Origin of the sequence: Streptomyces agglomeratus (genome assembly GCF_001746415.1) — a bacterium.
GTDB lineage: Bacteria > Actinomycetota > Actinomycetes > Streptomycetales > Streptomycetaceae > Streptomyces > Streptomyces agglomeratus.
This window is the reverse complement of sequence record NZ_MEHJ01000001.1, coordinates 6973019-6987595: the sequence shown is the minus strand read 5'-3', so window position 1 is coordinate 6987595 and position 14577 is coordinate 6973019. Positions and strand designations below refer to the sequence as shown.

General features: G+C 72.6%; 16 protein-coding genes. 8 read left to right on the top strand and 8 right to left on the bottom strand.

Going from position 1 to position 14577, the window contains the following annotated elements:
• Window positions 1-75: 75 nt before the first annotated feature.
• The 3 genes from AS594_RS30580 to AS594_RS30570 all read right to left on the bottom strand — a co-directional run bounded on the left by AS594_RS30580 (window position 76) and on the right by AS594_RS30570 (window position 2762).
• Complete coding sequence (locus tag AS594_RS30580; protein WP_069930036.1) at window positions 76-372, bottom strand: SHOCT domain-containing protein; 297 nt, start codon at window positions 370-372, stop codon at window positions 76-78.
• Window positions 373-561: 189 nt separating this feature from the next.
• Complete coding sequence (gene pip / locus AS594_RS30575; protein ID WP_069932075.1) at window positions 562-1521, bottom strand: prolyl aminopeptidase; 960 nt, start codon at window positions 1519-1521, stop codon at window positions 562-564.
• Window positions 1522-1526: 5 nt separating this feature from the next.
• Window positions 1527-2762 carry an ROK family protein gene (locus tag AS594_RS30570; protein ID WP_069930034.1) on the bottom strand — a complete coding sequence of 412 codons (1236 nt, stop codon included), beginning with the start codon at window positions 2760-2762 and terminating at the stop codon, window positions 1527-1529.
• A 109-nt stretch (window positions 2763-2871) separates the two neighbouring features.
• On the opposite strand from AS594_RS30570, the gene AS594_RS30565 reads away from it, so the two are divergent.
• The 4 genes from AS594_RS30565 to AS594_RS30550 all read left to right on the top strand — a co-directional run bounded on the left by AS594_RS30565 (window position 2872) and on the right by AS594_RS30550 (window position 5748).
• Window positions 2872-4119 (top strand): MFS transporter, encoded by a 1248-nt coding sequence (locus AS594_RS30565; protein WP_069932077.1) that lies wholly within the window; start codon window positions 2872-2874, stop codon window positions 4117-4119.
• An 82-nt stretch (window positions 4120-4201) separates the two neighbouring features.
• Window positions 4202-4549 carry an SCO4225 family membrane protein gene (locus AS594_RS30560; protein WP_069930032.1) on the top strand — a complete coding sequence of 116 codons (348 nt, stop codon included), beginning with the start codon at window positions 4202-4204 and terminating at the stop codon, window positions 4547-4549.
• Between the two features lie 32 nt (window positions 4550-4581).
• Window positions 4582-5331 (top strand): maleylpyruvate isomerase family mycothiol-dependent enzyme, encoded by a 750-nt coding sequence (locus tag AS594_RS30555; RefSeq protein WP_069930031.1) that lies wholly within the window; start codon window positions 4582-4584, stop codon window positions 5329-5331.
• A 138-nt stretch (window positions 5332-5469) separates the two neighbouring features.
• On the top strand, window positions 5470-5748 hold the full coding sequence (locus AS594_RS30550) for a DUF6332 family protein (RefSeq protein WP_069935559.1): 279 nt from the start codon (window positions 5470-5472) through the stop codon (window positions 5746-5748).
• On the opposite strand, the gene AS594_RS30545 is transcribed toward AS594_RS30550, so the two are convergent.
• The 3 genes from AS594_RS30545 to AS594_RS30535 form a co-directional block, all read right to left on the bottom strand.
• A complete protein-coding gene (locus AS594_RS30545) occupies window positions 5709-6374 on the bottom strand; it encodes a response regulator (protein ID WP_069930030.1) in 666 nt (221 codons plus the stop codon). The two genes, AS594_RS30550 and AS594_RS30545, sit on opposite strands and share 40 nt — an antisense overlap.
• Window positions 6371-7723, bottom strand: a complete 1353-nt coding sequence (locus tag AS594_RS30540; protein ID WP_079148094.1) for a sensor histidine kinase — start codon at window positions 7721-7723, stop codon at window positions 6371-6373. The genes AS594_RS30545 and AS594_RS30540 overlap by 4 nt, the downstream gene beginning before the upstream one ends.
• Window positions 7724-8118: 395 nt before the next feature.
• A complete protein-coding gene (locus AS594_RS30535) occupies window positions 8119-8871 on the bottom strand; it encodes a TetR/AcrR family transcriptional regulator (RefSeq protein ID WP_079148095.1) in 753 nt (250 codons plus the stop codon).
• Between the two features lie 200 nt (window positions 8872-9071).
• Here AS594_RS30535 and AS594_RS30530 point away from each other — a divergent pair, with 200 nt between their 5' ends.
• On the top strand, window positions 9072-9488 hold the full coding sequence (locus AS594_RS30530; protein WP_069933779.1) for a nitroreductase family deazaflavin-dependent oxidoreductase: 417 nt from the start codon (window positions 9072-9074) through the stop codon (window positions 9486-9488).
• Window positions 9489-9594: 106 nt separating this feature from the next.
• On the opposite strand, the gene AS594_RS30525 is transcribed toward AS594_RS30530, so the two are convergent.
• A complete protein-coding gene (locus tag AS594_RS30525; protein WP_069930029.1) occupies window positions 9595-10809 on the bottom strand; it encodes a geranylgeranyl reductase family protein in 1215 nt (404 codons plus the stop codon).
• Window positions 10810-10971: 162 nt separating this feature from the next.
• Between AS594_RS30525 and AS594_RS30520 the strand changes: the two genes are divergently transcribed.
• Entirely contained in the window at window positions 10972-12336 is a 1365-nt protein-coding gene (locus AS594_RS30520; protein WP_069935558.1) for a dipeptidase, read from the top strand.
• Window positions 12337-12405: 69 nt separating this feature from the next.
• Complete coding sequence (locus tag AS594_RS30515) at window positions 12406-13119, top strand: MBL fold metallo-hydrolase (protein ID WP_069930027.1); 714 nt, start codon at window positions 12406-12408, stop codon at window positions 13117-13119.
• Here AS594_RS30515 and AS594_RS30510 read toward each other — a convergent pair.
• Entirely contained in the window at window positions 13078-14118 is a 1041-nt protein-coding gene (locus AS594_RS30510) for an NUDIX hydrolase (protein WP_069935557.1), read from the bottom strand. The genes AS594_RS30515 and AS594_RS30510 overlap by 42 nt on opposite strands.
• Window positions 14119-14383: 265 nt before the next feature.
• On the opposite strand from AS594_RS30510, the gene AS594_RS30505 reads away from it, so the two are divergent.
• Complete coding sequence (locus tag AS594_RS30505; protein WP_069930888.1) at window positions 14384-14572, top strand: hypothetical protein; 189 nt, start codon at window positions 14384-14386, stop codon at window positions 14570-14572.
• The last annotated feature ends 5 nt before the right edge of the window (window positions 14573-14577 follow it).

The window sequence follows — 14577 nt, the reverse complement described above, 5'->3', positions numbered from 1 at the left end:
GTACCGGACCTTCGCGGCTTCGACAACGCGGGCCGCTGCCCAGATGGCCGGCGTTGGTGCCCGCGGCGGTGACCGTCACGCCGGGCCGCCCTTCGACGCGGTACGGCCGAACTGCTCGTCCAGTACGGACAGGCGCCTCCAGTACTCCTCCTCGTCGATCTCACCGGAGGCGAAGCGGCGGCCGAGCATCACGATCGGCGAGCTCTCACTGTACGGCGCCCGCTGCTGCCAGGGGCCGGGGCGTGCGTCTCGCCACCCGCGCCGTACGCCGGTGCGGCGCAGCACGGTGATGACGCCTGCGGCGACCGCCGCCCAGATCAGCGGGAGGAAGACGACCCACGGGCCGGGTCCTTCGTGCGCCAGGGTGTTCATCTCGATCAGCTCCTCGGTGCGGTCTCGTTTGTCCTACGAGCCTCACTCCGGAGGGCGTCCCGGTCGTCGTACGGCAGGCGGCTGTGTGCGTACGACGCGGGGAGTACCCGGCCCTTCACGGCTGCGCGGGCCGTCTGCACCGCGCCCGCGAACCCGGTCGCCGTATCCCCTCCGCGGTCGCTCTTGTGGTCAGTGGTCGCTCTGCCGGGCGAACCGGTCGAGGGCGCCGATCACCAGCTCGCGCATCGTGTCACTGCCCTTGTGTCCCGCGTCGTCGACGACGGTGAGCCGCGCGTCCGGCCATGCCTGGGCGAGTTCCCAGGCGGTTCCGTGCGGGCTGCTCAGGTCGTGGCGGCCGTGCAGCAGCACGCCGGGGATGCCGGCCAGCCGTCCCGCGTCGCGCAGGAGTTGGCCCTCGTCCAGCCACGCGCCGTGGGCGAAGTAGTGGGAGGCGAGGCGTACCAGGGCGGCGCGGGCGGCGGCGGGGAGTCCGCCGTAGGGGTTGGCGCCGCCGCTCGGTTCCAGGGACAGCACCGCGTCCTCCCAGGCGCACCAGTCGGCGACGGCCTTCTCGCGCACGGCCGCGTCGGGATCCGAGACGAGACGTGCGTACGCCGCGATGAGACCGTCGTCGCGGGCGTTCCCGGGAACGCCCGCGCGGAACCGGTCCCACGCCTCGGGGAAAAAGCGTGCCACGCCCCGGTACAGCCAGTCGATCTCCGAACGGCGGGTCATGGTGACACCGGATATGACGATCTCCGAGACGCGCTCGGGGTGGCTCTCGGCGTAGGCGAGGATCAGGGTGGAACCCCAGGACCCGCCGAAGAGCAGCCAGCGGTCGATCCCCAGGTGCTCCCGCAACCGCTCCATGTCACGGATCAGTTCGTGGGTGGTGTTGTGGGTGAGGTCGGTCGCGGGGTCGCTCGCGTGCGGCGTGCTGCGGCCGCATCCGCGCTGGTCGAAAAGGACGGTCCGGTAGCGCTGCGGGTCGAAGTACCGGCGTGCGCCGGTCCCGCAACCGGACCCGGGGCCGCCGTGGACGAAGAGCGCCGGCTTGCCCGCCGGGTTGCCGCAGACCTCCCAGTGGACGAGGTTTCCGTGGCCGGCGTCGAGCATGCCCTCGTCGTACGGCTCGATCGGCGGGTACATGGCGCTCACGCGGGGCCCCCCTGCGAGGCCGCGAGCGCGGCGAGCGGGTCGTCGAGCACCGGCTGCCACGCCAACTCGGCCGCGCCGACCAGGCTGTTGTGGTCGAGGGTGCACGGCAGGATGGGCACGCCGCCGCTGCGCCCCCACAGGCTGCGGTCGGCCACCACGGCGCGCAGCCGTTCCGGGTCGGCGTCGAGGAGTTCGCGGTGCAGGCCGCCGAGGATGATGCGGTCGGGGTTGAGGATGTTCACGAGTCCGGCGAGGCCGAGGCCCAGGCGGTCGATCAGTTCCTCGCCCGCGGCCCGGACCGCCGGGTCGTCGTACTGGCCGCGCAGCAGCTCGCGGGACTGCTGGAGCAGGGAGACCTCGGGGCCGGGGGCGCGGCCGGCCGCGTCGAGGAACGCCAGCGGGTCGGTCTCGACGTCGAGGCAGCCTCGGCCGCCGCAGTAGCAGGGGCGGCCGTCGGGGTTGACCGTGAGGTGGCCGACCTCCAGGGCGAGGCCCGAACTCCCGGTGTGCAGCCGGCCGTCGACGACCAGCGCGCCGCCGACGCCGCGGTGCCCCGTGGCGACGCAGAGCAGGTGCTGGGCGCCGCGGCCGGCGCCGTGGCGGTGCTCGGCGAGCGCGGCGAGGTTGACGTCGTTGCCCGCGAAGGCGGGGCCGGCGATGCCCGTGCCCCGTACCTCCTCGGCGAAGATGTCGCGGACCGGGGAGCCGGCGGGCCAGGCGAGGTGCAAGGGGTTGAGGGCCGTGCCCTCCGGCTCCGCCACGGCCGACGGTACGGCGAGACCCGCACCGACGCAGCGGCGGCCGCTCTCGCGCAGCAGTCCGGCGCCGGCTTCGACCACCGCCCCGAGAACCTGCGCCGGGTCGGCGGACACCGTCTTGCGGCCGGGCGCCGTGGCGACGATCCGGCCGCCGAGGCCGACGAGCGCCGCGCGGTAGCCGTCGGCGTGGATCTGGGCGGCGAGGACGACGGGGCCCGAGTCGTTGACGGCCAGCCGGTGCGAGGGGCGGCCCTGCGAACCGGCCGCCGCACCGGGCCGGGAGTCGACCTGGATGAGCCCCAGGGCCTCCAGTTCGGCGGCGACCGCTCCGGCGGTGGCCCTGGTGACGCCGAGCTCCGCGGTGAGGACGGCGCGGGTGGGCGCCCGTCCTGTGTGCACCAGTTCCAGGGCGGGCCCGAGCGCGCTCCGGCCCCTCTCCAGCCTTGTTCTGATGGTGGTCGCCTTCCCGTTCATGGGGGCGAGTCTCCCATGCCGGGGAAGATCGTCCGGGCCCGGCTCCGGTTGCCCGCGGCGCTGACCACTCGCCTTGTACGGATCCGGGGGCGGCCCCTATGCTGACTTTGTGCCGCTACTAAACAAACTCGCCCCGGCTGTTCCGGGGAACCAGGCCGCGGACAACGCCGCAGCCTCCCTGTCCCGCCTCCGCACCGCGCTGACGGTGTTCTTCGCCCTCGACGGTTTCCTCTTCGCCGGCTGGGTGGTCCGTATCCCCGCCATCAAGGAACAGACCGGGGCCTCCGCGAGCGACCTCGGCCTCGCCCTGCTCGGGGTGTCCGGTGGCGCGGTGATCACGATGATGCTCACGGGGCGGCTGTGCCGGCGCTTCGGGAGCCGTCCGGTGACGGTGGCCTGCGGCGTGCTCCTGTCGCTGAGCATCGCGCTGCCCGCCCAGACGCACTCGACCCTCACACTCGGCCTCGTACTGCTGGTGTTCGGTGCTTCGTACGGCGGCATCAACGTCGCGATGAACAGCGCCGCGGTGGACCTCGTCAGGGCCGTGCGACGCCCGGTGATGCCGAGCTTCCACGCCGCCTTCAGCCTCGGCGCCATGACAGGGGCCGGCCTCGGCGGTCTGGTGGCCGCGCGACTCGGCGCTCCCGCCCATCTGCTGGCGCTGACCGTCATCGGACTCCTCGTCACCGCCGCGGCCGCTCCGGCGCTGCTCCGTCACCCGGCGCCCGTGCCCGTCCCGGAGCGTTCCCGGGAACGCCGCGTCGAGGCACCGGGGAACGGCCCGGGGCCGCTCCGGGGAACGACCCGTAAAGCCGTCGCCCTCTTCGGCGTCATCGCACTGTGCACGGCGTACGGCGAAGGGGCACTCGCCGAGTGGGGCACCCTCCACCTCCAGGAGGACCTCCACGCCCACCCGGGCGTCGCCGCGTCCGGGTACTCCCTCTTCGCGCTGACCATGGCGGTGGGCCGGCTCAGCGGGACCACGCTGCTCGAACGGCTCGGCCAGACCCGCACACTCGTCGCGGGCGGCATGCTGGCCGCCGCCGGAATGCTGCTCGGCGCGCTCGCACCGGCCACCTGGCTCGTACTTCTCGGCTTCGCCGTGACCGGGCTCGGCCTCGCGAACATCTTCCCCGTCGCGGTCGCCAGGGCAGGCGCGCTCGCGGGCCCGAGCGGTGTGGCGGCGGCGTCCACCCTCGGGTACGGCGGCATGCTTGTCGGGCCCCCGGCCATCGGATTCCTGGCCGACTGGCTCTCACTGCCCCTCGCGCTGACGACGGTGGCGGTACTGGCCGCCGCTGCCGCACTGCTCGGCCACGCGGCGCGCGGCGCGTCGGCGCACAGGCCGTCTGAGTAGGCGTACTCAGGCGCGCCCCGCTCCCCCGGCGCACCCTGGAGGCACCGGACCAGAGAACCGGACCACACGGGGAGAGACCGCCATGACAGCTCGACGACTGCACGCCGCCGCACGCCTGACCTTCTGCAATCCCGTCTCGCTGACCTACCTGGCACTGGTCGCGGCGAGCGCGGTGTTCGTCACGGTCGACACCCTCTTCGTCACCCACGAAGACGCCTCGTTCTCCGGGGTGTGGCTGCTGCTCCTGAGCGCTCCCACGATCATCGCCTTCTTCATGGGCGCCGACGCGCTGGGAGTGGCCGCGACCGGGGACTGGTTCCTGTACAGCGCACTGCCGTTGTCCGTACTCATCCAGTCCTTCGCGCTCGGCTGGTTCCTCCGGCTGGTCAGCGGCGTATCGGCGCGTCCCGCGCATCCGCAGGGCATGTGATCAGTTCCGGTGGGCCTGACAGAATCGCCCGCATGGACATAGCCGGATTCATTGAAACGCTCGACGAACAGGGTCGGTTGCTGAGCGCCGCCGCCGAGAAGGCGGGCACCGGCGCCGACGTGCCCACCTGCCCCGGCTGGCAGGTGCGCGACTTGTTGCGGCACACGGGCGTGGTCCACCAGTGGGCGGCGGCGTTCGTCACGACAGGCCGTACGACGTTCCAGCCGCTGCCGGACGAACCCGATCTGGACGGCGACGCGCTGCTCGGCTGGTACCGGGAGACACACGCTCTGCTCGTGTCCGCGCTGAAGGCCGCGCCCCAGGACCTGGAGTGCTGGGCCTTCCTGCCGGCGCCCTCGCCGCTCGCCTTCTGGGCGCGGCGGCAGGCGCACGAGACGGCGGTCCACCGCGCGGACGCGGAGTCGTCGCTCGGGTCCGGACTCTCCGCCCTGCCCCTGGAGTTCGCGGCCGACGGCGTCGACGAGCTGCTCCGCGGGTTCCAGGCCCGGGACCGCAGCCGGCTGCGCACCGAAGAGCCGCGCGTCCTGCGCGTACGGGCGACGGATACGGACGATGTCTGGACGGTGCGTCTCTCCGGAGAGCCCTCACGCACGGACCGGAGCACAGCCGGCTCCGCGGAGGCAGCGGCGGACTGCGAGTTCAGCGGTCCCGCCGAGCGGCTCTATCTGACCCTGTGGAACCGGCTGCCGCTCTCCGGGATCACCGTGTCCGGTGACGACGCGCTCGCGCGCCTGTGGCGGGAGAAGTCAGCCGTCGGCTGATCCCCGCGAGCGTCACGGCGGGTGCGGCGCCGGCGTGCGTGCGGGTGCGGCATGCGTACGGCCCGGCAGGTGCGGCGTGCGTACGGGCCGGCGGGTGTCCCTTGCCCGGCGGACGCACACCCTGTGAGACTGCCGGACATGGGGACAAGGACGCAGGCTCAGCGCGACGCGATGACGATCGAGATCGGTTACGCCGTGCTGAGCGCTGCGGTTCTCGCCGGTGTCACCTTTGCCGCCGTCACGGCTCCCTGGTATCTCCTCGGGGCCGCACCGGGCCCGAAGTGGGTCGTACTGGTGGCCGGTTGTGCGCTCGCGGCAGCCGTGTTCGTGCTGCGCGTGGTGCATGTGCTGGCGGGTTACCGCGGCGCTCCCGGGACTCAGCCCAGCCAGCCGGGACGGACCAGACCCGACTCGTAGGCCAGCACGACCAGTTGAGCCCGGTCACGGGCGCCGAGCTTCACCATCGTGCGGCTCACGTGCGTCTTCGCGGTCAGCGGGCTGACGACGAGCCGCCGGGCGATCTCCGCGTTGGACAGGCCGATGCCCACCAGGGCCATCACCTCCCGCTCTCGGTCGGTGAGTTCCTTCAGCGCGCCGCCTCGCGCCGGTTCCTTGGAACGGGCCGCGAACTCCGCGATCAGTCTGCGTGTCACGCCGGGCGACAGCAACGCGTCCCCGTCCACCACGGCACGTACCGCCCGCAGCAGTTCCTCGGGCTCGGTGTCCTTCACGAGGAAGCCCGACGCCCCGTTGCGGATCGCCTCGAAGACGTACTCGTCGAGCTCGAAGGTGGTCAGCATGATCACCTTTACGCCGTCGAGCCCCGGGTCGCCGGTGATCACACGCGTGGCGGCGAGACCGTCGAGCAGCGGCATGCGGATGTCCATCAGGACGACATCGGGACGCAACTCCCACACCAGGGTGACCGCTTGTCCGCCGTCGGCGGCCTCTCCGGCGACCTCGATGTCCGGCTGGGCGGCCAGCAGGGCGCGGAAGCCGGCCCGTACCAGCGACTGGTCGTCGGCGAGCAGTACGCGGATCACTGATTCTCCCTCTGCTGCGGCTTCGGCGACGCCTGAGATTCGTGCGGCTCGTGCGGGACGGGTGGCTGCTGCGAGCCCTGGGGTGCCGGCGGGTCCTGCGGCGTCGGCGGGGCGTGTGAGGTCCGTGAGTTCCGTGCGGCCGGGAGCGGCAGCGTCGCCTCCACCCGAAAGCCGCCGTCCGGACGTGGACCGGCCTCGATGGTGCCGCCGAGGGCGGCAGCGCGCTCACGCATTCCCGCCAGGCCGTTGCCGCTGCCGCCCGCGTCGCCACCGGTGGCCGGGCCGTCGTCGTCGACGCGCAGCGCGAGGCGCCCGGGTGCGTAACCGATCCGGACGCGGGCGGTGCGCGAGCCGGAGTGCCGGACCACGTTGGTCAGGGCCTCCTGGACGATACGGAAGGCGGCGAGGTCGGTGCCGGGCGGCAGGGCGGACCGTACTCCTTCCGACTCGGCCTCCACACGGAGGCCCGCTCCAGCGGCCTGCTCGACCAGCTCGGGGAGCCGGTCGAGCCCGGGCGCCGGGGAGCGCGGGGCGTCGCCCGGCGTGCGGAGCGTGTCCAGGACCTGCCGCACCTCGCCGAGCGCCTCCTTGCTGGCGGCCTTAATGGTGGTCAGGGCACTGCGGGCCTGTTCTGGATCGGAGTCGAGGAGAGCGAGTCCCACGCCCGCCTGGACGTTGATGACCGAGATGCTGTGCGCGAGTACGTCGTGGAGTTCGCGGGCGATGCGCAGCCGTTCCTCGTCGGCGCGCCGCTTTTCGGCGGCCTGACGCTCGACGCGCTCGCGCGCCCACTGTTCCCGTCGTACGCGTACGAGTTCCGAGGCGGCGACGATGGCGGCGGCCCACGCGGCCACGACCAGCTCCTGCCCCCAGGGGGCGGCCTCGTCCCCGCCGGGCGGCAGCCACCTGTAGAGCCAGTGGGAGATCAGGACGTGCCCCGCCCACAGCGTCCCGAGGGCCGACCAGGCGGCTCTGCGGTGACCGGCCACGACGGCGGCGAAGCAGCCCATGGCGGCGGGGACGAAGACCGGTCCGTACGGGTATCCCGCCCCGAGCCAGACCAGCGTGGCCGCCGACGTGCCGAACGCCACGGACACCGGATACCGGTGACGCACCAGAAGCAGCGCGGATCCCGCGAACAGCAGGAGCCGGGCGAAGAGATCGAGCGGTTCCCGGGAGGTCTGCTCCCCCGCCGCGAATCCCGAGGCCAGCTGTACGAACACGGTCACGGCCAGCGTCGAGACCCACGGCAGCCCGCCGCCTGCCCGCCGGGACGCCCAGGGCAGCCGCGGCGGCCCTCCCCGCTGCCGCCCCGGACCGCCGCACCACCGTTCGTGCCGCTGTCTCATACCCGCCACGCTAGACCGGGCGCGGCTGCCGGGACGTCAGCCGGGCGGCGTGATTCCACGTACTCCCCGGGGAGTACACGGCCGCCGGGATCGGCCGACGCCGGAGCCTCGGGCGGCCCAGACCGGCGTGCAAGCGGCGCAGCGGTCCGGGTGCACAACGGTCGGCGCTCCCCACGAGGCACATGGCGAACGGGCAGCAGCACCGCGCGGGGAGCGTCGTGTCGACGAGGGTCACCGGCTGCGTGCCGACGCCCAGGTTCCTGAGGATGAGGGAGACGACACCGCCGGTGCGTACGACGCGAAGGTGAGCGTAAGGATTCCGGCGGGCGCCGCAACGAGCGGGGCGGTGGCGGGTGCCTTCGGGGACGGCGCCCGCCGCACCGGCGGGTGCCGCGTCAGGATCCGTCGCCGCTGCCGGGGGCGGCGAAGGCGACGGCGCCGCCGGCCCGGCCTCCGCCGCCGATGAGGCCGACGGCGTGGGCCAGATTTTCGACGGACTCGTCGAAGAACGCGTCGCGGTCCTCGACAATCCGGTTGAACTGGCCGAAGAGCTCGAACGAGATCAGGCCGAAGAGCTGCGACCAGGCGGCGACCAGGGCGACGACGACCGGCGGCGGAAGGTCCGGGGCCACGTCGGCGGTGAGCCTCCCGGCTTCGGCGCGCAGGGCTTCGGCGAGGGGCGGGACGGCGAGGCCGTTGCTCCGGTGGGCGTCGCGCGCGATGGAGATGAGGGCCAGCCCGACGCGGGAAGCGGGGCCGACGGTCGCCATGGGGGCGGTGTAGCCGGGGACGGGCGAGCCGTAGATGAGCGCGTACTCGTGGGGGTGCGCGAGCGCCCAGGTACGTACGGCCCGGCAGACCGCGGTCCAGCGGGCGGGGTGAGGGGCGTGGTCGGACTGCCGGTCGAGGGCGGTCTCGGCCGCGGCGCCCACGGCGTCGTACGCGTCGACGATCAGGGCGGTCAGGAGATCGTCGCGGCTGGGGAAGTAGCGGTAGAGCGCGGAGGAGACCATGCCCAGCTCGCGGGCGACGGCGCGCAGCGAGAGCTTCGCCGCGCCCTCGGCGGCGAGCTGTCCGCGGGCTTCCTCCTTGATGGCGGCCGTCACTTCGATCCGGGCTCGTTCCCTGGCTCCGCGCGTGGTGCTCATGGGAGTGCATTTTGCCACGTCCGAGAGCACCGGCCAAAAACGAGAGCACTGCTCTTGCTTTGGATCGGCGATCCGGTACACACTGCTCTAAAGCGAGAGCAGTGCTCTCGCAACAGCGCTCACCGGAGGCCGTCGTGTCGCAGTCCCAGCCGTCCCACCCGTCCGAGCCGTCCCAGCCCTACTACCTGAAGGGCAGCCCCATGGCCGTCCGGCTGAACAACGTCGTGGGCTGGCTCGCCCGCCACGGCTTCAGCCTGCTCGGCTCGGCCGAGATGTCCGTACGCGGCCGTAAGAGCGGTCAGATGCAGCGCATCCCCGTCAACCCGCACGCCTACGACGGCGCCCAGTACCTGGTCTCCGCCCGCGGCCACTCCCAGTGGGTCCGCAACATGCGCGCCGCCGGCCAGGGCGAACTCAAGGTCGGCCGCAAGGTCCGCGGCTTCAGCGCCGTCGAGATCTCCGACGCCGAGAAACCGCTGATCCTCCGCACGTACCTGGAGCGCTGGGGCTGGGAGGTCAACCAGTACTTCAAGGGCGTGACCGCCAAGTCCTCCGACGAGGAGCTCCTGGCCGCGGCCCCCGACCACCCCGTATTCCGCATCACTGTCAAGAACTGACAGCAGCCGGCGTCCGAGACACCAGGCCGGCGTCCGAGCCGGGACACGCCGGACGCGAGGTCGGCGCCCCCGCCGTCAGGCCCGCACGCGCTCTCGCCGCCCGCGCCTACGGCCTGTCCAGCGCACTCAGCGCGCGCTGGACGACAGGGCGCGTACGCACGATCTCGCCCAGCGTCGTCGAGCCGCGCGTGATCCCCGCGAACATCTTCCAGGCCGGCCGGAATCCGGTTATGGCCGCGTGCAACAGCCCCGGCCGCCGCTCGAACAGCGCGAGCATCCGCCGGCCGACACCCATCTCCACGCCCAGTCCCGCCTTGATGGCGAAGGCGTAGTTCAGCGCCTGGCGGCGCGCGTCAACGGCGTCCTGCGCCTCCGCGATCCGTACCGCCCACTCCCCCGCGAGCCGCCCGGACCGCAGCGCGAAGGAGATCCCCTCGCGGGTCCACGGCTCCAGCAGCCCCGCCGCGTCCCCGCACACCAGCACCCTGCCGCGCGACAGCGGCGAGTCGTCGCTGCGGCAGCGCGTCAGATGCCCAGAGGAGATGTCCGGCTCGAAACCGGCCAGTCCCAGCCGGGCGATGAAGTCCTCCAGGTACCGCTTGGTGGCCGCGCCGTCGCCGCGCGCCGAGATCACCCCGACCGTCAGCGTCTCGCCCTTGGGGAAGACCCAGCCGTAACTGCCCGGGATAGGCCCCCAGTCGATGAGCACCCGTCCCGCCCAGTCCTCGGCAACCGTCTGCGGCACCGGAATCTCGGCCTCCAGGCCGAGATCCACCTGATCGAGCTTCACACCGACATGGGCCCCGATCCGGCTCGCGCTGCCGTCCGCGCCCACCACCGCGCGCGCAAGGACCGTCTCGCCGCCCGTGAGAACGACCGCCACCGTGCGCCGGTCGGGCACGGCCGCGCCGTGCTGCTCGACCCGCGCCACGGTCGCACCGGTACGGACCACGGCGCCGGCCTTCTCCGCCTCCTGGACCAGCGCGGCGTCGAACTCCGGCCGGTTGATGAGCCCGAAGAGCATCTGCTTCGAACGGCGTGTCCGCGCCAGCTTCCCGCCGAGCGAGAACGTCACGGCGTGCACACGCTCCTTGAACGGGAGTTCGAAACCGGGCGGGAGCGCGTCGCGCGAAGGCCCGATGATGCCGCCGCCACAGGTCTTGTAACGGGGCAGCTCCGCCTTCTCCAGAAGGAGTACGCGCCGTCCCGCGACCGCGGCCGCGTATGCCGCCGACGACCCGGCGGGACCGGCACCGACCACGACCACGTCCCACACCGGCTCTTCGTGCTCACTTCCGGCGTCTGCGTTCTCGCTGCTCACGATGTGCTTCTGCTCCTGATCGGCCCGGTGATCCGTACTGCTGTCGCATCCTACGGCGCGAGAGCCGCCGATCACGCTGTGGGAGGATCGGGCGGTGCTTGTCGGCCACCCCGTACGAACACATACACGTACAACACCGTCGCACTCACGAGGAGCGTGCCCATGACCGCCCACCCGATCGCCGAGGCCATCGCCTCGCTGATGCCCCGCGCGAAAACGGAGCTGGCCGAGCTGGTGGCTTTCCAGTCGGTGGCGGATCCCGCGCAGTTCCCCAGGAGCGAGTGCGAGGCGGCCGCGCTCTGGTGCGCCGACACGTTGCGCACCGAGGGCTTCCAGGACGTCGCGCTGCTCGACACTCCTGACGGCACCCAGTCGGTGTACGGCTTCCTGCCCGGCCCGGCGGGCGCCCCGACCGTTCTGCTGTACGCGCACTACGACGTGCAGCCGCCGCTGGACGAGTCCGCGTGGGTCTCGCCGCCGTTCGAGCTGACCGAGCGCGATGGCCGCTGGTACGGGCGCGGCGCCGCGGACTGCAAGGGCGGCTTCATCATGCACCTGCTCGCGCTGCGCGCCCTCCGGGAGAACGGCGGCGTACCCGTCTCGGTGAAGGTCGTTCTGGAGGGCTCGGAGGAGCAGGGCACGGGCGGTCTGGAGCAGTACGCCGAGGCGCACCCGGACCTGCTCGCCGCCGACACGATCGTCATCGGTGACACCGGCAACTTCCGCGTCGGCCTGCCGACGGTCACCGCGACGCTGCGCGGCATGACGATGCTGCGCGTGCGGGTCGACACCCTCGAAGGCAACCTACACTCGGGCCAGTTCGGCGGCGCGGCCCCCGACGCGCTGGCCGCGCTCATCCAGCTGCTGGCCTCGCTGCGCGCCGAGGACGGTTCGACGACCGTCGACGGACTGACCGCCGACTCCGCGTGGGACGGTCTGGAGTACCCCGAGCAGGAGTTCCGCAAGGACGCCCGGGTCCTCGACGGGGTCGGTCTGATCGGCGACGGCACGGTCGCCGACCGCATCTGGGCGCGTCCGGCCGTCACCGTCATCGGCATCGACTGCCCGCCGGTCATCGGCGCCACACCGTCCCTCCAGGCGAGCGCGCGGGCGCAGATCAGCCTGCGCGTGCCGCCGGGCCAGGACGCCACCGAGGCGACGGAGCTGCTCACCGCGCACCTGCTGGCGCACACCCCGTGGGGCGCGCGGGTCTCGGTGGAACAGGTCGGCCAGGGACAGCCGTTCAAGGCGGACGTGAACAGTCCGGCGTACACCTCGATGGCGGAGGCGATGCGTGTGGCCTACCCGGGCGAGGAGATGCAGACGTCCGGCATGGGCGGCTCGATCCCGCTGTGCAACACGCTCGCCGCGCTCTACCCGAAGGCCGAGATCCTGCTCATCGGGCTGAGCGAGCCCGAGGCGCAGATCCACGCGGTGAACGAGAGCGTCTCGCCCGAGGAGCTGGAGCGGCTGTCCGTCGCCGAGGCGCTGTTCCTCGTCAACTACGCGCGCTCGAAGCAGGGTTAAGCGCTCGGCGGACATCGCCGACAGCGTAGATCCGTGCGGCGGGCGTGCGGTCCGCCGTACGTTCGCCGCATGGATCTCGTCGACGTAATCCCCGGCCGCCTGCACATGTTCCGCTTCCCCGTCGGCCAGGCGTACCTCTGGCGTGACGGGGAAGCGCTGACCCTGATCGACGCGGGCGACAAGGACGCTGCCGCCGGCATCGAGGAGGCGGTACGGAGTCTGGGCCTGCGCCCGGAGAACATCCGCCGGATCGTCCTCACGCACTGCCACCGCGACCACGTCGGCGCCGCCGGAGAACTGGCCGGACGCTACGGCGCCGAGGTGGTGGCGCACCGGCTGGACGCGCCCGTGATCCGGGGCGAGCAGCCGGTGCCCGAGCCGGTACTGCTGGACTGGGAACGCCCGTTGTACGCCCACGGGCTGACCGTGCCGCCGGCCCCGCCCACCCGGGTGGACCGGGAGGCCGAGGACGGCGACCTGCTCGGCTTCGGCGACGGCGCGCGGGCCGTTCACGCCCCCGGCCACACGGACGGCAGCATGGCCGTCCATCTGCCGCACCACGGTGTGCTGTTCACGGGTGACTGTGTCGCCGGCGTCGGCCAGGTGATGCTGGGTGTCTTCAACACCGACCGGGAGCGGGCCCTGGAGTCGTTCCGCCGCCTGGCGGCGCTCGCTCCCTCCACCGCCTGCTTCGGCCACGGCGACCCGCTGACGGACGGTACGGCGGACCTCCTGCGGGCATCAGCCGACCGGGACTCCGGCCTCCAGATTGAGCACGGCTGACCTCTCGCGGGCGCGCAGTGCCCAGCGCAGCCGCTCGTACCGGTTCTCCGGCAGCAGCCCGGCGGCCTCCTCCTCGGTGACGAAACGCCAGCCGCGCAGTTCGGAGCCGGGGAGCACCAGTCGGCCGGCCGCCGCGCTGTCGAGCCTGCCGCCGTCGAAGATCAGGCGCAGACCGCCGAAGGCCGGCGGCCGCGGCGGCTCCCAGTCGACGACCAGCAGCCTCGGTACTTCGGCGAGTTCTATCCCTATTTCCTCCTTGACCTCACGCACCCCGGCGCGCGCGGGCGCCTCCCCCCGCTCCACGACTCCGCCGGGGAACTCCCAGCCCGGCTTGTAGGTGGGATCGACCAGGAGCACCCGGTCGGCCTCGTCGAAGAGCAGCACACCCGCCGCGACGGTCTCGGCGGTCGGCTCGGGCGTCTGCACGATCTCGCAGCCGCCCGCGGCCCCGGTCCGTACGGCGTCGGCTATCCGTACGGCCGTCCCGGCGGGTGTCAGCGCGCTGGTGTCGATGACATGGGCGTCGGCGGCGAGCCAGGAGGAGAGCGCGGCGCGATAGGGCTCGATGTGCTCGTACGCCCATTGGCGTGCGCGCTCGCTGCCCTCCGGGCCGTCCGCCGGATCCTCACGGGCGGCGATCCGCTCACGAAGGATCGTTTCCTCGCACGACAGCAGCACATGACACACCGGAATGCGACGTGCGGCGAGGCCGCCGAATATCTCGTCCCGGTACTCCTGACGCAGCAGCGTCATGGGCACCACCAGCACACCGCCCACCTCCGCGAGCAGCGCGGCGGCGGTGTCCACCACCAGACGGCGCCAGATGGGCAGATCCTGATAGTCGCCGACCTCGGCGAGCCGCTTCTGCGGCAACAGGTAACGCAGTCCCCCGCCGATCAGTTCGGGGTCGTAGAAGGTGCTGTTCGGGATCAGATCGATCAGTTCGCGCGCGGCGCTGGTCTTGCCCGCACTGAACGCACCGTTGATCCAGACGATCACGGTTCCCCCTCTTCCGTTGCCCCCTGTGGCCAGCCCGCGACACCGCGCCGCGGAAACCCGGGGTCACCGCATCGTGCCCGCGACCGTTTGGGCACACAACCGTGCCCTTGCTGTTGCATGCCAGAGGCAACGGTGCGGGGCACAGGTGGCGTCGAACCGTTCGAGAGGGTTCCCCGACGGGACGCCCGGAGCGTGACATACGCGCGCGGAGTCTCGTTGGGGCAACTGGAGCAGGAGTTCGGCAGACATGGGAGCGGGGTGCGGCATGAGTCGCATGGTGTTGGAACGGTTCCCGGCCGGCGGCCCCAGGGGCAGCTGGCCGGCCGAGGAGTTCGCCCTCGCGCGGCGCGCGGAGGGGTGCCCGGCGGAGGTCGTGATGGACCTGGAGGAGGACGCGTTCCTGGTGGTCGTGGTGCAGCGCGCGTCGGAAGCGGGCTCGCAGGGGCGGGGCTAGGCGGC